This is a genomic window from Actinoplanes aureus (assembly GCF_015704865.1).
GTDB classification, from domain to species: domain Bacteria; phylum Actinomycetota; class Actinomycetes; order Mycobacteriales; family Micromonosporaceae; genus Actinoplanes; species Actinoplanes aureus.
Map to the genome: position 1 here is coordinate 219768 of NZ_JADQTO010000006.1, position 18193 is coordinate 237960.

Here is an 18193-nt window from a genome sequence, read left to right on the forward strand (position 1 = left end):
ATCACCGGACGTAGTCGGCGTGCGGGACCGCGACCGGCCACAGTTCGTCGCGCACCCGCCGGCAGTGCGCGACGATCTCCCGGTCCTGGGTCGCCGCGCCACCGGCGAACGACCCGTCCGCGGCGAACAGGGTGAACACCACCCGGGTGCGGTCGAAGAGCCAGAAGTCGTCGGCGGCCAGGGCCAGCCCGTTCACCGCGTCCCGGCGGAGCCAGCGGATGTCCTCGCCGGCCTGGATGTTCAGCGCCGAGATGGTCAGCAGCCATCGGGTGTAGTCGCCGTGCGGCACCGAGACGACCCGCAGGCGCTCCACCCGGCGGCCGGCCGCGGTCGCCCCGCGGATCAGGTCCAGCCAGGGCTTCTGCCACGCGTAGTCGTCCGGTTCACCGGCCAGGAAGCGGCGGATCGGCTCGGACTCCTCGGGCAGGTCGTACTCGTCGGAGACCTCCAGGTGGAACGCGGAGGACTCGAACGTCTGGAACAGCTCGTCGAACGCTCCGTTCAGCAGTAGTCGCATCCCGGAACCTCCCACACCGATCAATACACCGCGTATCACGATGGTCACTATCGGTGCGGGAGGTCTAGCCGTTGGCGCGAAAACGTGCAAGTTGCGGAAAACTCGAGATCAACCGTTGCGCCACTCGTCGTCCGGCAGGTGCGAACCGGCCTGCGGGCCCATCAGCAGCATGCCGCCGTCGATCACCCAGGACGATCCGGTGACGTACGCCGCGTCCGGCCCGGCGAGCATCGCCACCACCGCGGCGACCTCGTTCGCGTCGCCCGGACGGCCCACCGGCACCCCCGGCCGCTTCACCGTGTGCGGGTCGACGTCCTCGTTGCCGGTCATCGGGGTCGCGATCTCACCCGGCGCCACCGCGTTGACCGTGATCCCGGCGGCCGCCAGCTCCTGGGCCATCACCTTGGTGAGCAGGCCGAGCCCGCCCTTCGCCGCGCAGTACGCGCCCGAACCGACCCGGGGCGCGTGCTCGTGCACGCTGGTGATGTTGATGATCCGGCCGCCCCGGCCGGCCCGCAGCATCCGGCGGGCGGCGCGCTGTGCACAGAGGAACGGGCCGTCCAGATCGACGGCGAGGACCTCACGCCACTGGTCGTACCCGGTGTCGACGACCGGGGTGGAGATCCCGGTGCCGGCGCAGTTCACCAGCACGCCCAGGCCGCCGAGCGCCTCGGCCAGGTCGTCGATCACGTCGGCGGCCTGCGGCAGGCGGGACAGGTCGATCTGGCGTACCTCGGCGGTGCGGCCGGTCTCGCGTACCTTGACCGCGGTCTCCTCGGCGCCGGCCTTGTCGGACCGGTAGGTGATGCCCACGTCGAACCCGGCCTTGGCCAGCGCGACAGCGCTGGCCTCGCCGATACCCGAGTCCGAGCCGGTCACGATCGCGATGCGGTCATAGCTGTCGAAGCGCATGCGCCGTGGTTACCCCGTCAGCGGATCTGCATGCCGGAGATGGCGCGGGCGATGACCAGCCGCTGGATCTCCGAGGTCCCCTCGAAAATGGTGTAGATCTTGGCGTCCCGGAACATCCGCTCCACCGGGTGGTCCCGGAGGTAGCCGGCGCCGCCGAGGATCTGCACCGCCTTCTCGGTGACCGCGACGGCCACCTCGCCGGCCTTCAGCTTCGACATCGAGCCCTCACCGGCGGTGAACGGCCGGTCGCTGCGGCCCATCCACGCGGCCCGCCACACCAGCAGGCGGGCGGCGTCGATCTCCATCCGCATGTCGGCGAGGGCGAAGGCGATCGCCTGGTTCTCGATGATCGGACGGCCGAACTGGACCCGGGTCTTCGCGTACTCCAGGGCGTACTCGTACGCCGCCCGGGCGATGCCGATCGCCTGCGCGCCCACCGCGGGCCGGGACAGCTCGAAGGTACGCATCGCGGCCTGTTTGGTTGCCCGCTGCCCCTCCCGGGCCTTCGCGAGGCGCCGGTCCAGGGTCTCCTTGCCGCCGAGCAGGCAGCTGCCCGGCACCCGCACGTCGTCGAGGAAGACGTCCGCGGTGTGCGAGGCGCGCAGGCCGAGCTTCTTCAGCTTCTTCGTGCCGGCCAGGCCCTTCGTGCCCGGCGGGACGATGAACGCCGCCTGCCCGCGGGATCCCAGCGACGGGTCGACGCTGGCGGTGACCACGTGCACGTTCGCGATGCCGCCGTTCGTCGCGTACGCCTTCTGCCCGCTGAGCACCCACTCGTCGGTCGCCTCGTGGTAGACCGCCCGGGTCCGCATCGACGCCACGTCCGACCCGGCCTCCGGCTCGGTGCTGCAGAACGCCGCCACCTTCGGATCGCCGGCGTCGCCGAAGCACTGCGGCACCCACTCGACGAGCTGGTCCGGCGTACCGGAGCCGTAGATCGCGGCGACCGCGAGCGAGGTGCCGGAGATCGCCATGCCGATCCCGCCGTCACCCCAGAAGAGCTCCTCGTTGGCCACCGGCAGGGACAGCCCACTCGTGTCGGACCAGGTGTTTACCAGGAACTCGAAGCCGTAGAGCCCGATCTTCGCCGCCTCCTGAAGGACGGGCCAGGGTGTCTCCTCGCGCTCGTCCCACTCGGCGGCGGCGGGCCGGATCACCGACTCGGCGAAGCCGTGCACCCACTCGCGCAGGTCTTGTTGTTCTTCGTTGAGGTCGAGCCAGAACTCCACGGCGGATCAGCCCTTCCGGCGGCTGGTTAACTCGCCGGTAACTTTAGGAGTGCGCCGCCTCACTGACAAGCCCGTCGATGTGCAGACGATTCGACCGGACCGCGAACTGCCAGCCCGCACCGGTCCGGGCCGCGGTGAACGTGACCCTCGCCGGCAGCAGGACCGGCTGCTTGAAGGTCACGTCGACCGAGTAGGCCTCCGGGAGGCGACCCTCCAGAGCCGCCAGCGACCGGGCCTTGGTCCACATGCCGTGGGCGATCGGGCGGGGGAAGCCGAAGAGCCGGGCACCCAGGCGGGACGTGTGGATCGGGTTGCGGTCGCCGGAGACGGCGGCGTAATCGCTGCCGACCCGGGCCGGCACCCGCCAGACCGCGCCGCCGGGCAGGGCGGCGGGCTCGGCCGGGCGGTCGCCCTTGGCCGCGGCCGGGCCCGAGATGCGCAGGTACGTCGAAACGCCACGCCAAACCTCCTCGCCGTCCACCGAGGCCGTGGCGATGGCGTCGAACTGGCGGCCACGCGGGTGATCGCGCAGGTCGGCGACGCGGACGGACAGGTCCAGGGGAGTGTCCGCGGAGAGGGGACGGCGCACCGTGATCCGGTTGGTCACGTGCACCAGGCCGATCAGCGGGAGCGGGAAGTCCGGCGCCGTCATCAGCCGCATGGCGAGCGGGAACGCCAGCACGTGCGGGTACGTGGCGGGCAGCGTGTCGGAGAGGCGGAAGCCGCACACCCGGTCGTAGACCGCCAGGTGGGAGCGGTCCACGACCACGCCGCGCTGCACCATCTCCATGTCGGGCAGAGCGGCGCCCCGCCGGGTGCCGGGCAGCAGGCCGAGGACGGCCCGCGCGTAGGCGGCTCCGGTGCCCGGCCCGGAACTCAGCTCGACGACCGCGACCATGTCACGCCCCCAGCAGGCTCTGGCCGCAGACGCGGACCACGTTGCCGGTGATGGTCGCCGAACCCGGCGAGGCGAACCAGGCGATGGTCTCCGCCACGTCGATCGGCAGGCCGCCCTGCGACATGCTGTTCAGCCGCCGCCCGGCCTCGCGCAGCCCGAGCGGCATCTTCGCGGTCATCGCCGTCTCGATGAAGCCGGGCGCCACCGCGTTGATCGTGATACCGCGTTCCAGCAGCGCCGGAGCGTGCGACTGGACCAGGCCGATCACGCCGGCCTTGCTCGTCGCGTAGTTGGTCTGACCCCGGTTCCCGGCGATGCCGGCGATCGAGGCGACCCCGACGACGCGGCCGCCGGGCGGGATCAGGCCGCGTTCCAGCAGCAGGTCGTTGACCCGTTCCGGAGCGGTCAGGTTGACGCCGAGCACCGAGTCCCAGCGGGAGTCGTCCATCCGCGCGATGGTCTTGTCCCGGGTGATCCCGGCGTTGTGCACCAGGATGTCCACCCCGGCGTGCGGTCCGGCGGCCAGATAGCCGGCCAGCCGTTCCGGCGCGTCGGCCGTGGTCAGGTCCAGCTGGAGCGCCCGCCCGCGGGTCTGGTTCGCCACGTCGGCGAGCGCGTCGCCGGCGGCCGGCACGTCCAGGGCGATCACGTCGGCGCCGTCGCGGGCCAGGGTGCGCGCGATGGCCGCGCCGATGCCCCGGGCCGCGCCGGTGACCAGCGCGAGCTTGCCGTCGAGCGGGCGCTCCCAGTCGGCCGGCGCGGGCGCGTGGCCGGCGCCCACCCGGATCACCTGGCCGGAGACGTACGCCGAGCGGCCGCTCAGCAGGAACCGCAGGGTGGACTCGAGCGCCGCCTCGCCGCCGGGTGCCACGTAGACGAGCTGGGCGGTGACGCCGCGCCCGAACTCCTTGCCGATGCTGCGGGTGAGACCTTCGAGCGCCCGCTGCGCGGTCGCCTCCTTCGGCCCGGCGGTGGCTTCCGGTGGGGTGCCCAGCACGATCACGCGGCCGGAGACGTTCAGGGAGCGGGCGTACGGGTGGAAGAAGTCGAAGAGGGCCCGGAGCTGTGTGGAGTCCCCGATCCCGGTCGCGTCGAAGACGAGTGCGCCGTACCGCGCGCCGTCGGAGCCCGCGTCGGTGACCTCGGTGCCGGCCGCCTCCACCAGCTTGCGGACCGGCTCGGCGAGCCGGCCGCCGGGCGCCGCGCCGAGCAGCACCGGCCCGGTGGTCAGCGGATCCCCGGGCTGGAAGCGGCGCAGCCGGGGCGGATCAGGCAGCCCGAGGCGCTTGACCACGGTCCGGCCGAGACCGGAGTTGGCGAAGTTCGCGTACCTGTCAGCCATGCGAGTAGCCTACCGGTGAGTAGCTTCGATGCCGTCGATGTGGAGGATAGTCGTGCCGAACGTGCGCCGTGTTGCTGTCTTGGGCGGGAACCGGATCCCGTTCGCCCGCTCCAACAGCCGGTACGCCCGGGCCTCGAACCAGGACATGCTCACCGCCGCCCTGGACGGGCTGATCGCCCGGTTCGGCCTGGCCGGCGAGCAGCTCGGCGAGGTGGTGGCCGGTGCGGTGCTCAAGCACTCCCGCGACTTCAACCTGACCCGTGAGGTGGTGCTCGGCTCCCGGCTCGATCCGCGCACCCCGGCGTACGACATCCAGCAGGCCTGCGGCACCGGCCTGGAAGCGGCCATCCTGGTCGCCAACAAGATCGCGCTCGGCCAGATCGACTCCGGTGTTGCCGGTGGCGTGGACACCACCTCCGACGCGCCGCTGCAGCTCAACGAGGACATGCGCCGGGCCCTGCTGGACCTGAACCGGGCCCGCTCGCTCGGCGACCGGCTGAAGGCCGTCGCGAGACTGCGCCCGCAGCAGGCGTTCAAGCCGGAGCTGCCGCGCAACGCCGAGCCGCGGACCGGCCTGTCGATGGGCGAGCACGCGGCGGTCACCGCGCTGCGCTGGCACATCGACCGGGCGGCACAGGACGGGCTGGCCCTCACGTCGCACCAGCGGCTCGCGGCGGCGTACGAAAGCGGGTTCTTCGACGATCTCCTGACCCCCTACCTGGGGCTGACCCGCGACCAGAACCTGCGCGCCGACTCCAGCCTGGAGAAACTCGCCAAGCTCAAGCCGGTGTACGGCACGGAGAACGCGACGATGACCGCGGGCAACTCCACCCCGCTTACCGACGGCGCCTCCACCGTGCTGCTGGCCTCCGACGAGTGGGCCGAGGCGCGTTCGCTGCCGGTGCTGGCCTACTTCGCCGACTCGGAGACCGCCGCCGTCGACTACGTGCACGGCGACGAGGGTCTGCTGATGGCCCCGGCGTACGCGGTGCCGCGGATGCTCGCCCGCAACGGCCTGACGTTGCAGGACTTCGACTACTACGAGATCCACGAGGCGTTCGCGTCGCAGGTGCTGTCCACCCTGGCCGCCTGGGAGTCGCCGGAGTTCTGCAAGGAGAAGCTGGGCCTGGACGCCCCGCTCGGCTCGATCGACCGCGCCAAGCTCAACGTCAACGGCTCGTCCCTGGCGGCCGGCCACCCGTTCGCCGCGACCGGCGGCCGGATCGTGGCCTCGCTGGCCAAGCTGCTCGCCCAGAAGGGCGCGGGCCGCGGCCTGATCTCCATCTGCGCCGCCGGCGGCCAGGGCGTAGTGGCCATCCTGGAGCGCTAGCCAGCCCAGCGCCGTTGCTGCCTCACCGCCCCCGAGGCAGCACCCGTGTTGGACCCAAGCATGTTGGCCCAACGCGGGTGCTGGCTCGCTGGGGCTGAGGCAGCGCCCGCGTTGGGCCTGAGCGCGGCGCGGGTCAGGCGGCGGCGCAGGTGGGCGTACCGGAAGGGGCTGTGCCGGTGCCCTGGAAGCCGAACTCCGTGCTCTGCCCGGCCGCGACGCGGCCGTTGTAGCTCACGTTGCTGAAGGTGACCGCACCGCTGGTGCCGCTCGCCGACGCGTTCCAGGTGTTGGTGACCGCGCCGGGCACCGTGACGCTGACCCGCCAGCCGGTCAGCGCGGACGAGCCCGCGGTGACCTTCACGGTGGTGACGAAGCCGCCGGTCCAGGCGTTCACGCTGGTCGTCGCGGAGCAGGAGCCCGGGGTGGTCGGGCCGCTCGGCGACGGCGAAGAAGGCGAGGACGGCGACGGTGACGAGGGCGACGGCGAGGACGGCGACGACGGGGTGGTGCCGCCGTTGAGGGCGCTCAGCACCGCGTTGTACGCCGGCTTCGGGTTGCCGCTGCCGTCGAAGAGCAGCGGGGTACCGCTGGCCCGCCAGGAGTCGGTGTCCCGGATGCCCCACACGGTGATGCCGTTGCAGCGGGCGACGGCGAGGCAGTCCTTGACCACGTTGCCGTACGTGGTGGCCTGGGTGGTGCCGGAGCCTTCGATGTCGAGCTCGGTGATCTGCACGTCGACGCCGAGGGCGGCGAAGTTCTCCAGCGTGGTGCGGTAGTTGCTCGGGTACGGCGAGCCGCTGTTGAAGTGCGACTGCAGACCGACGCAGTCGATCGGCACGCCACGCGCCTTGAAGTCCCGGACCATGTTGTAGACGGCCTGCGTCTTGGCCCAGCTCCAGTTGTCGGTGTTGTAGTCGTTGTAGCAGAGCTTGGCGGCCGGGTCGGCGGTACGCGCGGTCCGGAACGCGTCCTCGATCCAGTCGTTGCCGGTGCGCTGCAGGTTGGAGTCGCGGCGGCCGCCGTTGCTGTCGTCGAACGCCTCGTTCACCACGTCCCAGGCGTAGATCTTGCCCTTGTAGTGGGTCATGACCTGGGTGATGTGGTTCTTCATCGCGTTGCGCAGTGCGGTGCCGCTGAGGTTCTGCATCCAGCCGGGCTGCTGCGAGTGCCAGGCCAGCGTGTGGCCGCGGACCTTGGCGCCGATCTCGTTGGCGCGGGTGATCAGCCGGTCGGCGGTGGTGAAGTTGAACTGGTTCTGCTGCGGCTCGAGAGCGTCGATCTTCATCTCGTTCTCGGCCGTGAGCATGTTGAACTCGCGGTTGAGGATGCTCGAATAGGTCGAGTCGCTCAGCTTGTTGATCGCCACCGCGGTGCCGAAGTAACGGCCCTTCTCGGCAGCGGCCGCGCCGAGGGTCGACGCCGCGCTCGCGGATGGGGACAGGACGAGGAACGAACCTGCCGCGACGAGGCCGGCGGCCAGCGCGACGAGGACGGTACGGGGACGGGTCATGACGGTCTGCCTTCGGTCCAGTCGACTCGGGGCATCGACGGATGGCTCTGGACGGCCGAAACTTTAGTAATCCGTCCCGTGATCCACCAAGGTCAAATTGTCCTTTCTCCCCGGTAATGATGAGGATGGGAGCGCGCCCATATCGCCAGGCGGCTCCGAAAGTTTCGGAATCTCACTCGGCGGAAGCCAAAGCCTCGGCGATCGCGGTGACCGCGGCGGAGGCGTCGTCGCCCTCCGCGTGCACGGTGACCGTGCTGCCGGCATCGGCGCCGAGCGACATCAGCCGCAGGGCGCTGCGGGCGCTCGCTGACTTCTCGCCGTACCGGATCTCGATCGTCGCGGTGAAGCCGGCGGCGGCCCGCACCACCTCGCCCGCCGGCCGGGCGTGCAGGGCCGCGGGGAGGACGACGGTGGCCTCAGAATTTGGGGACATCGCGGGCCTCCCGGGCGGCGCCGGCGACGGTCGCCAGGTCGGCGCCGGTCGAGGCGAGCACCGCGGCGGCGACCGCGCCCTCTACGAACGGCGCGTCCACCAGGAGCGGGCCGGGCGGCAGATCCTCCAGGACGGTCCTCGCGGTCAGCACCGCACTGCCCAGGTCGGCCAGCACGAGCACGCCCGCACCGGCGTCGGCCCGGCGCACGGCGGCCTCGATGAGAGCGGCGCTGGTGCCGAGATCACCGTCCTCGGTGCCGGCGGCCGGCTCTATCCGTACCTCCTCGGTCGCGACCTGCCGCAGCAGGTCGCGCAGGCCGAGGGCCAGTTTCTCGCTGTGCGACACCAGCACGATCCCTACGAGTGCCATGACTGTGGATGTTAGTCAGTTGCGGGCGGGTCACATGGTCTCCACCGTCGCGAACAAGGTTCACAGAAAGTCTTGGCCGAATCGCCCAGCGCGACAATGCTGGGGTCGAGGCACCGTCGCCCCTGGAAGGAGCCGGTCGTGAAGAAGTTCATCAACGATCCCGCCGATGTGGTGGCCGAGGCGCTCGCCGGGCTGGCCGCCGCCCACCCCGACGATCTGCGCGTGGACGTCTCGGAGCAGTACATCGCCCGGGCCGACGCGCCCCGCGGTGGCAAGGTCGCACTGGTGTCCGGTGGCGGTTCCGGTCACGAGCCGCTGCACGGCGGCTTCGTCGGCACCGGGATGCTCGACGCCGCCTGTCCCGGCGAGGTCTTCACCTCCCCGGTGCCGGACCAGATTCTCGCCGCGACCAAGGCCGTCGACGGTGGCGCCGGCGTGGTGCACGTGGTGAAGAACTACACCGGCGACGTGATGAACTTCCAGCTCGCCGCGGAGCTCGCCGCCGACGAGGGTATCGCCGTGGAGACGGTGCTGGTCGACGACGACGTGGCGGTGGAGAACTCGACGTGGACGGCGGGCCGGCGCGGCACCGGCGCCACCCTGCTGGTGGAGAAGATCGCCGGCGCGCGCGCCGAGGAGGGCGGCAAGCTCGCCGAGGTCGCGGCGATCGGGCGCGAGGTCAACACCGCTTCCGCCTCTTTCGCGTACGCGCTGACCGCCGGCACCACCCCCGCCGCGGGCCGTCCCGGGTTCGACCTGCCGGAGGACGAGATCGAGGTCGGCGTCGGCATCCACGGCGAACCGGGCCGCCGCCGGGAGAAGCTGCGCCCGGCGAGGGAACTGGTCCGCTCCGCCCTCGACGCCATCCTCGAGGCCAAGCCGGTGAACGACGGTGACCAGGTGATCGTGCTGGTGAACGGCCTGGGCGGCACCCCGCTGCTGGAGCTCTACCTGGTCTACGGTGAGGTCGCCACGGTGCTGGCCGAGCGCGGCGTGCGGGTCGCCCGCCGGCTGGTCGGCAACTACGTGACAAGCCTGGACATGGCCGGGATGTCGCTGACCGTCACCCGGGTCACCGACGAGATGATCCGGCTCTGGGACGCCCCGGTGCGTACCCCCGGCCTGCGCTGGGGCGCGTGACGTGGACGTCGCGCTCGCCCTCGCCTGGCTGCGCGCCTCGGCCGGTGCCGTCGCCGCCGAGTCCGACCGGCTCACCCGGCTGGACTCGGCGATCGGCGACGGCGACCACGGGGTGAACATGAACCGGGGCTTCGCCGCCGTCGTGGCCGCTCTGGACGCCACCCCGCCGGACGCGGTGGGCGCCCTGTTCGTCAAGGCCGGCGGGACACTGATCTCCAAAGTGGGCGGCGCGTCGGGCCCGCTCTACGGCAGCGCACTGCGAGCCCTCGGCAAGGCGTTGCCGCCCGGGCCGGAGGTGGAGCTCGCGGCGCTGGCCGGTGGGCTCGAGGCGGGCCTGGAGGCGGTGCGCAAACTGGGCGGGGCGGAACCGGGAGACAAGACCATCGTGGACGCGTACCGTCCGGCGCTCGACGCCTTCGAGGAAGCGGTGGCCGGCGGCGCGGATCTCGCCGGGGCCGCCGCGGCGGCCGCCCGGGCGGCGGACGAGGGCGCCCGCGCCACCACGGCGATGCAGGCCCGCAAGGGCCGCGCCTCCTACCTGGGCGAGCGCAGTATCGGCCACCAGGACCCCGGCGCCACCTCCACCGCGTTGATCTTCAAGGCGCTCGCCGACGTCACCGCATGACGAAAATGTGACGGCGAAGCACTGGTGGGGCCAACGAGCCTCCCGAGTCTCGCCGAGCCTGCCCTCCAGAGGGTGTCACCGGCCGACAATCACCTAGAGAGGCTCAGTCCCGCATCACCGGTTCCTCAAGCTCGCCGACGCGGTGCCGATCCTGCGGCCGTAGCGAGCGAACTCGGTGTAGAGGAGAGCATGGGAATGGGCTTCAGTGGGTTGTTCGACAACCGGTCCCTGCGGACGAAGATCGGTGCGGCCGCGATGACGGCGACGGTGAGCGGTCTGCTCGTCGGCGGTCTGGCCATCAACACGGTTGACAACCTCAACGAGGAGTCCGCCACGGCCCAGCGCCAATCGCTGGCGATCGAAGGGGCGGTCGGCGCGTACAGCACGAACATCGAGGCGTTCAGCGGCGGCATCTCCTCGCAACAGCTCTACCCGGCCATCAGCGGCCAGATCCAGCAGGGCATGGCGGCGAACCAGAAGGCGATCACCGAGGCGCTCACCACCCTGGCGAACACCCTGCCGGGCGACGCCACCGTGGCCAAGGCGAAGAAGGACTGGGAGGCGTACCTCGCGTTCATCGGCGCGACCAAGGGCTCCTCGGCCTCGCCCGAGGAGCTCGCCGAGGGACTGAAGACGTACACCGCGTTGCGCGCCGAGCTCACCGAGGACCAGGCGGCCCTCAAGGCGCGCGCCATGCAGCTCGCCGAGCAGAGCATCACCGATGCCGAGGAGGCCGGTACCCGGGCCACCTGGACCATCGGCCTGCTGCTCGGCGCCGGCGTGCTGCTCAGCCTGCTCATCGGCTTCCGGGTGGCGTCGCGGGTCGGCGAGACCGTGCGCGCCGTGTCGCACATCGCCGAAGGACTGGCCGAGGGCGACCTGACCCGTTCCTCCGGGGTGACCACCCAGGACGAGATCGGCCGGATGGCCGCCGCGATGGACCGGGGCATCTCCCGGCTGCGCGAGGACGTCGTGCAACTGGCCGGCAGCGTGACCACCCTGCAGACCGCGGCCGGCCAGCTCAGCTCGGTCTCGGTCTCGGTCGACGACGCCGCCAACCAGGCCTCCGCGCAGGCCGGCACGGTCGCGGCCGCCGCCGACGTGGTCTCCAACAACCTCCAGATCGTCTCGGCCGGCTCGCAGGAGATGGGCTCGGCGATCCGCGACATCAGCGTCTCGACCTCCGAGGCGACCGAGGTCGCCGCCCAGGCCGTGCGGGTCGCCGAGGCGACCAACGCGATCGTGTCCCGGCTCGGCGACTCCTCCGCGGAGATCGCCACCGTGGTCAAGGTGATCACCAGCATCGCGGAGCAGACCAACCTGCTGGCGCTCAACGCCACCATCGAGGCGGCCCGGGCCGGCGAGCTCGGCAAGGGCTTCGCGGTCGTCGCCGGCGAGGTCAAGGACCTGGCCCAGGAGACCGCCAAGGCGACCGAGGACATCTCCCAGCGGGTCCAGGCCATCCAGGCCGACACCAGCGGCGCGGTCACCGCGATCGGCGAGATCTCGACGATCATCGAGCGGATCAACGGCCTCCAGCTGACCATCGCCTCCGCGGTGGAGGAGCAGACCGCCACCACGCAGGAGATGAACCGTACGCTCACCGAGGCGGCCAGCGGCGCCGGCAACATCGCCGCGACGATCACCTCGGTCTCGGACGCCACCCGCCGGACCACCGACACGGTCGGCGACACCCGGCACGCGGCCGAGGACCTGACCGCCACCGCCGCGCAGCTCCAGACCGTGGTCTCCCGCTTCCGGTACTGACGTTCTGGTGCCTGCCGTCGACAACTGCCAATGTGTAGCTAGAGACGGCAGCATCGGAGGTCAGTGACATGTACCCGCCCGAGCCGTGGCATTTGCGCGGTCAGATGTTCCTGTCGGTCTTCCTGCTTCCCCGGAGGCGGCTCCCGCAGCTGCCCCCGGTCCTCGACGCCTCGGTCCGCCCGCTCACCATCGGCGGCCGGGGCGTCGTCGGCGCCGCCTGGGTCAAGTACGAGCCCGGCGGCGTCCTGCATTACCAGGAGCTGCTCAGCGCCGTGCTGGTGCACGAGCGTGGCCGTCCCCGGGTGAGCATCACCGACATCTGGGTGGACAGCGTCGCCTCGCTCCAGGGCGGCCGGCGGCTCTGGGGCATCCCCAAGGAGCTGGCCGAGTTCCAGATCGAGGCGGACGACGACCTGGTCGACGCGAACGCCAGCGCCACCGAGCCGCCGGGTGCGCCGATCTCCTCGGCCCTGATCCGCCTGAAGGGGCGGCTGCCGGGCCGGTTCCCGATCGGCTTCAAGGTGGCTCAGGCCTTCGGCGAGCAGGTACGGCGTACCCCGGTGCGCGGCCGCGCCGGAGTGCGTACGGCCAACGCGGCGTGGCGCCCCGACCCGGCCGGACCGCTCGGCTATCTCGCCGGCCGGCGTCCCGTGCTGAGCCTCGCGATCACCGACTTCTGGCTGGTCTTCGGCCGTTCCGCCACCGACCGGGCCCGGTCCGCCCCGCAGAAGGGCCGCGCCGGCATGTGAAGGTACCGTTCCGCGGGTGAACCACCATCACCATCACCACGCGCCCGGTGGCGGCCCGGTGCCGCCCGCGGCCCGCCGGCTCACCCTGCTCGTGCTGATCCCGGCGGTGCTGATCACCGTCGTGGGGATGCTGCTGCTCTGGCCACGGGACGCGCCGCAGGTGGACGGGGGCGAGGGCCCGGCACGTGTCTTCGGCGAGATCGTCGCGGTCGCCCCGGCGCAGTGCCCGCCCGTTCCGGAGGGGGAGACGCCGCTGGAGAACTGCGGCACCGTCACGGTACGGCTGGACGACGGCACCGAGATCACCACCGACATGCCCGGTGGCCCCGGTGCGCCGGAGGTGAGTGCCGGCGATCAGGTGGTCCTGCTGGCGCTCAACGATCAGGACGGCGCGGTCAGCTACTCCATCTCCGACCATCAGCGCTCCACCCAGCTCTGGCTGCTCGGGGCGGCGTTCGCCCTCGCCGTGATCGCGTTCGGACGCTGGCGGGGGGTCACCGCGCTGGCCGGCCTCGCGGTCACCTTCGGCATCCTGCTCTGGTTCATCGTCCCGGCGATCCTGGACGGGCGCTCGCCGGTGGCGGTCGCGGTGGTCGGTGCGGCCGCGATCATGCTGATCGTGCTGTACCTGACGCACGGGTTCTCCACCACGACGACCATCGCGGTGGCCGGCACCCTGGCCAGCCTCGCGATCACGGCGGTGCTGGCGGCGGTGGCGACCTCCGCGGTGAGCCTGTCCGGCGTGGCCGACGAGACGTCGAACTTCCTGACCATCACCCAGGGCGACGTGAACATGCGGGGCCTGCTGCTGGCCGGCATCGTGATCGGTTCGCTCGGTGTGCTCGACGACGTCACGGTCACCCAGTCGGCGACCGTGACCGAGCTGGCCGTGGCCAATCCCGCGTACGGCTTCCGGCAGCTCTACGGTGCCGCCACCCGGATCGGCCGGGCACACATCGCCTCGGTGATCAACACGATCGTGCTGGCGTACGCCGGCGCCTCGCTGCCGCTCATGCTGCTCTTCGCGGCCGGCGACACACCGGTCAGCGAACTGCTCACCTCCCAGCTGATCGCGCAGGAGCTGGTGCGCAGCGCGGTCGGCACGATCGGCCTGGTGGCGGCGGTGCCGATCACCACGGCCCTGGCCGCGTTCCTGGCCGCGCGCTCGCCGCGACCGGATCCGGGTGGCGGCGCCGCACCCACCGTGGAAGAGGTACGGCGCCCGCCGGAGGACCCCTGGGCCGCGTTCGTCGAGCGGTGAGGTGCTACTGCTTGGGGCACTTCTTCCAGGCGACCCGGTAGATGGTGTTGATGGCGGCGTCGGTGGAGTCCATCGAGATGAAACTCGTGTGCCTCTTCGCGTTCGAGCTGCCGCGGTTCACCCGCAATTCGGTGTTGATGTTAAGAAAGCGCCGTTCCCCGCAGGGCAGGAAGCTCAGCGACGCTACTCCGACCTTGTCGGTGCGCTGCCAGACATCGTCCATCGGGCCTTTGAAATCGTGCCGGATCCGGGTGCTCTGGGAATGGCCCTGGAAGTAATAGTTGGCCGCCTCCTGCGCTACCGCACCCTTCTGCAGGTTCGCGTATCCCCGGTAGTCGGCGCTGGCGATCGCGAAGGTGAAACCGGACGGCACCTTGATGTCCAGGGCGAGCTGACAGTTCTTCCGGAAGTCGAGCGGCGTCGCCTCCGGGCCGACCTGGGCGGTGTACTTGGAGTACGTCACGGTGAACGCGGTGTTGTCCGGCGAGACCGCGACTTCCGCGCTCTTCGGCGGGCAACCCGAGCCGTTGACGGTCACCACGTCGATGATCATCATCTCGTCCGGCGCGGGCGCCGGCGCCGCCTGGACCGGAGCGGCCACGGCCAGCGCGCAGAGGAGAGCCGCACCGGCAGTCATGGATCGCAACATGAGAAATACCCCCATTGGGTTCTGCATTCCATCAACCGAATCGGAGAAAGGTTCGGAAATGGTGCTCCCTAATCTTTTCCATTGCCTACCCTAGCGATATCGTGAAGGGCCGCGACCGGCGCTGTGAACAGCAGTACGGGAGTTTGGGAATGGCGGCCATTCGGCCCGAATTCCGGAATGGCCGCCCTGCCCGAAGTGATTTGTGCTATTCGGTCAGTCGCCGGGTCAGCCCGGTGTGCCGGCGGCCCGCGCCGACCGTGCGCACCGCGGCGGCCAGGGCGCGGCGGGAGCCGACGAGCACGACCAGCTTCTTCGCCCGGGTGATCGCGGTGTAAAGCAGGTTGCGTTGCAGCATCATCCAGGCGCTGGTGGTCAGCGGGATGACTACCGCCGGATACTCCGAGCCCTGTGAGCGGTGGATCGTGATCGCATAGGCGTGGACCAGTTCGTCAAGCTCGTCGAAGTCGTAGTCGATCAGTTCGTCTTCGTCCGTGCGTACGCTCAAGGTCTGCTCCTCGGGCGACAGCCCGGTCACGACGCCCACCGTGCCGTTGAAGACTCCCGCAACCCCCTTGTCGTAGTTGTTCCGGATCTGCGTGACCTTGTCGCCGACCCGGAACACCCGCCCGCCCACCCGCCGCTCCGGCAGGCCCTCGCGGCCCGGGGTGAGCTGTTGCTGGAGCAGCGTGTTGAGCGCGCCCGAGCCGGCCGGGCCGCGGTGCATCGGGGTGAGGATCTGGATGTCGCGGCGCGGGTCGAGGCCGAACTTGCGGGGGATCCGGGTGCACGCCACGTCCACGGTGAGTCCGGCCGTCGCCTCGGTGTCGTCGCACGGGAAGAGGAAGAAGTCGGCCAGGCCCTGCAGCAGCGGGGGTTTGCCCTGGTTGACGCGGTGCGCGTTGGTGACGACGCCGCTCTCCGCGGCCTGCCGGAAGATCTGGGTGAGCCGCACCCGCGGGATGACGTCGGCGGCCAGCAGGTCACGCAGCACCTCGCCCGCGCCGACCGACGGCAGCTGGTCGACGTCGCCGACGAGCAGCAGGTGCGCGCCCGGCGGGATGGCCTTGACCAGCTTGTTCGCCAGGATCAGGTCGAGCATCGAGGCCTCGTCGGCGACCACCAGATCGGCGTCGAGCGGGTTGTCCCGGTCGAACGTGGCGTCGCCGCCGGGCTGGAGTTTGAGCAGGCGGTGAACGGTGGCGGCCGGGTGGCCGGTCAGCTCGGCGAGCCGCTTCGCGGCCCGGCCGGTCGGCGCCACCAGCTGGATCTTGGCCCGTTTGGCGGCGGCGAGTTCGACGATCGAGCGTACGGTGAAGCTCTTGCCGCAGCCCGGCCCGCCGGTGAGGACCGCGACCTTCTCGGTGAGCGCGATCCTCACCGCCTGTTCCTGCTCTTTGGCCAGCGTCGAGCCGGTCCGCTTGTGCAGCCATGCCAGCGCTTTGCCCCAGTCCACGTCGGCGAAGTGCGGCATCCGGTCTGATCTATCCGACAAAAGTCGTATGAGCGTCGAGGCGAGAGACTGCTCGGCGCGGTGGAACGGGACCAGATAGACCGCGTCCTCTTCACGGACCACTCCCTCCTCCTCGACCAGCGCGTCGAGGCAGGCCGGAACGAGCCCGCCCGGCACGTCGAGGATCTTGGCGGCCTCAGCGATCAGGTGATCGGCGGGGAGGAAGCAGTGCCCGTTGTCGGTGGCCTGCGACAGCGTGTACTGCAGGCCGGCCTTCACCCGTTCGGGACTGTCGTGCGGGATGCCGACCGCCTGCGCGATCGTGTCAGCCGTCTTGAAGCCGATGCCCCACACGTCCGCAGCGAGTTTATAGGGCGAGTTCTTGACGATGCTGATCGAAGAATCCCCGTATTTCTTGTAAATCCGCACGGCGATCGACGTGGACACGCCGACCCCCTGGAGAAAGACCATCACCTCCTTGATCGCCTTCTGCTCGGCCCACGCCGAGGTGATCTTCTTGGTGCGTTTCGGGCCGAGCCCGGCCACCTCGATCAGCCGCTCCGGCGCCGTCTCGATGATCTCCAGGGTGTCCAGTCCGAAGTGGTCCACGATCCGTTCGGCGAAGACCGGCCCGATGCCCTTGACCAGCCCGGACCCCAGATAGCGGCGGATGCCCTGCACGGTCGCCGGTAGCACGGTCGTGTACGAGACCACCTCGAACTGCCGCCCGTACTGCGGATGCGACGACCACCAGCCACTCAGCCGCAGGCTCTCCCCGGGCTGGGCGCCGAGCAGCGCGCCGACCACCGTGAGCAGGTCGGAACTTCGGCCGACGGCGACCCGGGCCACGGTGTAGCCGGTCTCCTCGTTCACGTACGTCAGTCGTTCCAGCACCGCCTCGAGGACGTGCGGCGCCGGTCGTTGCTTGGCATCCGGAGACACGCGCCCATCGTGCCCGGCGCCTTTCCAAGCCGCGGCGGCAGGGCCTAGCGTGATCAACATGGCGCTCTTCGACCTCCCGCTGCCCGAGTTGCGTAGCTACCGCTCCCCGACCCCGGAGCCGCCCGGCTTCGACGCCTTCTGGTCCGGCACGCTGGCCTCGGCGCGCCGGGCCGCCACCCCGGCTAAGGTCACCGAGGTGAGCACGCCGCTGCGCGGGATCACCAGCTACGACGTCACGTTTTCCGGGTACGCAGGACAGCCGGTCAAGGCCTGGCTGAACCGTCCCGCCGGAGCGACCGGCCCGCTCCCCGTCGTCGTCGAGTTCATCGGCTACGGCGGCGGCCGCGGCCTGCCGATCGACTGGCTGCTCTGGGCCAGCGCCGGGTACGCCCACCTGGTGATGGACACCCGCGGACAGGGCGGCAGCTGGCGCGGCGGCGACACCCCCGATCCCGACGAGTCCGGCGCCGGCCCCTCCTCGCCCGGCTTCCTCACCCGTGGCGTGCTCGCCCCGGAGACGATGTACTACCGCCGGCTCTACACCGACGCGGCCCGGGCCGTCGAGGTCGCGGCCGAACTGCCCGGGGTCGACGCGTCCCGGCTCGTGGTGGCCGGCAAGAGCCAGGGCGGCGCGCTGTCGCTGGCGGCGGCCGGTCTGGTGCCCGAGAAGGTGTCGGCGGTGGCCTCCGGCGTACCGTTCCTCTGCGACATCCGCCGGTCCGTCACGATCACCGACAGCGACCCGTTCCATGAGGTGGTGCGTTTCCTGCGGGCCAACCCGCACCAGGCGTCGCGGGTCCTGGCGACGCTTGACCACATCGACGTGGTGCACTTCGCGAAGCGGATCACCGCGCCGGCCATCGTGTCGGTGGCGCTGATGGACGCGGTCTGCCCGCCGTCCGGGGTGTTCGCCGCCTACAACGCGATCCCGGCGGCGAAACAGATCGAGGTCTTCGAGTGGGACGGCCACGAGGGCGGCCGCGGGTTCTTCGACACCGCGGCGCTCGAGTTCGTCGACGACCGCCTGAGCTGAGAATGACGAGGGCCCCGGGTTTCCCCGGGGCCCTTC

At 70.9% G+C, this 18193-nt stretch carries 17 protein-coding genes; 7 read left to right on the plus strand and 10 right to left on the minus strand.

Going from position 1 to position 18193, the window contains the following annotated elements:
• Position 1 precedes the first annotated feature (1 nt).
• The 5 genes from I4J89_RS15050 to I4J89_RS15070 form a co-directional block, all read right to left on the minus strand.
• Positions 2–517 (minus strand): DUF6879 family protein, encoded by a 516-nt coding sequence (locus I4J89_RS15050; protein ID WP_196414568.1) that lies wholly within the window; start codon positions 515–517, stop codon positions 2–4.
• A gap of 108 nt (positions 518–625) precedes the next feature.
• Complete coding sequence (locus I4J89_RS15055; protein WP_196414569.1) at positions 626–1429, minus strand: SDR family oxidoreductase; 804 nt, start codon at positions 1427–1429, stop codon at positions 626–628.
• Between the two features lie 17 nt (positions 1430–1446).
• The gene (locus I4J89_RS15060) at positions 1447–2658 is read right to left on the minus strand and encodes an acyl-CoA dehydrogenase family protein (protein ID WP_196414570.1); all 1212 of its coding nucleotides are present in this window, start codon (positions 2656–2658) and stop codon (positions 1447–1449) included.
• Positions 2659–2701: 43 nt separating this feature from the next.
• Entirely contained in the window at positions 2702–3556 is an 855-nt protein-coding gene (locus tag I4J89_RS15065; protein ID WP_196414571.1) for a MaoC/PaaZ C-terminal domain-containing protein, read from the minus strand.
• A 1-nt stretch (position 3557) separates the two neighbouring features.
• Positions 3558–4898: a 3-oxoacyl-ACP reductase gene (locus I4J89_RS15070; protein ID WP_196414572.1), complete on the minus strand. Its 1341-nt coding sequence runs from the start codon at positions 4896–4898 to the stop codon at positions 3558–3560.
• A gap of 52 nt (positions 4899–4950) precedes the next feature.
• Here I4J89_RS15070 and I4J89_RS15075 point away from each other — a divergent pair, with 52 nt between their 5' ends.
• Positions 4951–6228 (plus strand): acetyl-CoA C-acetyltransferase, encoded by a 1278-nt coding sequence (locus I4J89_RS15075; protein ID WP_196414573.1) that lies wholly within the window; start codon positions 4951–4953, stop codon positions 6226–6228.
• Between the two features lie 133 nt (positions 6229–6361).
• Here the strand turns inward: I4J89_RS15075 and I4J89_RS15080 are convergent, their stop codons facing one another.
• The 3 genes from I4J89_RS15080 to dhaM form a co-directional block, all read right to left on the minus strand.
• The gene (locus tag I4J89_RS15080) at positions 6362–7738 is read right to left on the minus strand and encodes a glycoside hydrolase family 10 protein (RefSeq protein ID WP_196414574.1); all 1377 of its coding nucleotides are present in this window, start codon (positions 7736–7738) and stop codon (positions 6362–6364) included.
• 172 nt (positions 7739–7910) lie between these two features.
• On the minus strand, positions 7911–8171 hold the full coding sequence (locus I4J89_RS15085) for an HPr family phosphocarrier protein (RefSeq protein ID WP_196414575.1): 261 nt from the start codon (positions 8169–8171) through the stop codon (positions 7911–7913).
• Entirely contained in the window at positions 8155–8541 is a 387-nt protein-coding gene (dhaM, locus tag I4J89_RS15090; RefSeq protein ID WP_196414576.1) for a dihydroxyacetone kinase phosphoryl donor subunit DhaM, read from the minus strand. Before dhaM ends, I4J89_RS15085 begins: the two co-directional genes overlap by 17 nt.
• A gap of 138 nt (positions 8542–8679) precedes the next feature.
• On the opposite strand from dhaM, the gene dhaK reads away from it, so the two are divergent.
• The 5 genes from dhaK to I4J89_RS15115 all read left to right on the plus strand — a co-directional run bounded on the left by dhaK (position 8680) and on the right by I4J89_RS15115 (position 14083).
• Positions 8680–9681 carry a dihydroxyacetone kinase subunit DhaK gene (gene dhaK, locus I4J89_RS15095; protein WP_196414577.1) on the plus strand — a complete coding sequence of 334 codons (1002 nt, stop codon included), beginning with the start codon at positions 8680–8682 and terminating at the stop codon, positions 9679–9681.
• Between the two features lies 1 nt (position 9682).
• Positions 9683–10306 carry a dihydroxyacetone kinase subunit DhaL gene (gene dhaL, locus I4J89_RS15100; RefSeq protein ID WP_196414578.1) on the plus strand — a complete coding sequence of 208 codons (624 nt, stop codon included), beginning with the start codon at positions 9683–9685 and terminating at the stop codon, positions 10304–10306.
• Between the two features lie 195 nt (positions 10307–10501).
• Positions 10502–12073 (plus strand): methyl-accepting chemotaxis protein, encoded by a 1572-nt coding sequence (locus I4J89_RS15105; RefSeq protein WP_196414579.1) that lies wholly within the window; start codon positions 10502–10504, stop codon positions 12071–12073.
• Positions 12074–12141: 68 nt separating this feature from the next.
• Positions 12142–12822: an acetoacetate decarboxylase family protein gene (locus I4J89_RS15110; protein ID WP_196414580.1), complete on the plus strand. Its 681-nt coding sequence runs from the start codon at positions 12142–12144 to the stop codon at positions 12820–12822.
• Between the two features lie 16 nt (positions 12823–12838).
• Positions 12839–14083 (plus strand): YibE/F family protein, encoded by a 1245-nt coding sequence (locus I4J89_RS15115; RefSeq protein WP_196414581.1) that lies wholly within the window; start codon positions 12839–12841, stop codon positions 14081–14083.
• 4 nt (positions 14084–14087) lie between these two features.
• Here I4J89_RS15115 and I4J89_RS15120 read toward each other — a convergent pair whose 3' ends face one another.
• On the minus strand, positions 14088–14732 hold the full coding sequence (locus I4J89_RS15120) for a DUF4360 domain-containing protein (RefSeq protein ID WP_196414582.1): 645 nt from the start codon (positions 14730–14732) through the stop codon (positions 14088–14090).
• A 205-nt stretch (positions 14733–14937) separates the two neighbouring features.
• Positions 14938–17184, minus strand: a complete 2247-nt coding sequence (gene recD2 / locus I4J89_RS15125; protein WP_230858967.1) for an SF1B family DNA helicase RecD2 — start codon at positions 17182–17184, stop codon at positions 14938–14940.
• Here recD2 and I4J89_RS15130 point away from each other — a divergent pair.
• Positions 17183–18157 (plus strand): acetylxylan esterase, encoded by a 975-nt coding sequence (locus I4J89_RS15130; RefSeq protein ID WP_196414584.1) that lies wholly within the window; start codon positions 17183–17185, stop codon positions 18155–18157. The two genes, recD2 and I4J89_RS15130, sit on opposite strands and share 2 nt — an antisense overlap.
• Positions 18158–18193: the final 36 nt, after the last annotated feature.

What these genes read in the sequence shown, in the direction of transcription:
- I4J89_RS15050 (WP_196414568.1), bottom strand. Translation starts at nt 517, where the DNA reads ATGCGACTACTGCTGAACGGAGCGTTCGACGAGCTGTTCCAGACGTTC.
- I4J89_RS15055 (WP_196414569.1), bottom strand. Translation starts at nt 1,429, where the DNA reads ATGCGCTTCGACAGCTATGACCGCATCGCGATCGTGACCGGCTCGGAC.
- I4J89_RS15065 (WP_196414571.1), bottom strand. Translation starts at nt 3,556, where the DNA reads ATGGTCGCGGTCGTCGAGCTGAGTTCCGGGCCGGGCACCGGAGCCGCC.
- I4J89_RS15070 (WP_196414572.1), bottom strand. Translation starts at nt 4,898, where the DNA reads ATGGCTGACAGGTACGCGAACTTCGCCAACTCCGGTCTCGGCCGGACC.
- I4J89_RS15080 (WP_196414574.1), bottom strand. Translation starts at nt 7,738, where the DNA reads ATGACCCGTCCCCGTACCGTCCTCGTCGCGCTGGCCGCCGGCCTCGTC.
- I4J89_RS15085 (WP_196414575.1), bottom strand. Translation starts at nt 8,171, where the DNA reads ATGTCCCCAAATTCTGAGGCCACCGTCGTCCTCCCCGCGGCCCTGCAC.
- dhaM (WP_196414576.1), bottom strand. Translation starts at nt 8,541, where the DNA reads ATGGCACTCGTAGGGATCGTGCTGGTGTCGCACAGCGAGAAACTGGCC.
- I4J89_RS15105 (WP_196414579.1), top strand. Translation starts at nt 10,502, where the DNA reads ATGGGCTTCAGTGGGTTGTTCGACAACCGGTCCCTGCGGACGAAGATC.
- I4J89_RS15110 (WP_196414580.1), top strand. Translation starts at nt 12,142, where the DNA reads ATGTACCCGCCCGAGCCGTGGCATTTGCGCGGTCAGATGTTCCTGTCG.
- I4J89_RS15120 (WP_196414582.1), bottom strand. Translation starts at nt 14,732, where the DNA reads ATGTTGCGATCCATGACTGCCGGTGCGGCTCTCCTCTGCGCGCTGGCC.
- I4J89_RS15130 (WP_196414584.1), top strand. Translation starts at nt 17,183, where the DNA reads ATGGCGCTCTTCGACCTCCCGCTGCCCGAGTTGCGTAGCTACCGCTCC.
- recD2 (WP_230858967.1), bottom strand. Translation starts at nt 17,184, where the DNA reads ATGTTGATCACGCTAGGCCCTGCCGCCGCGGCTTGGAAAGGCGCCGGG.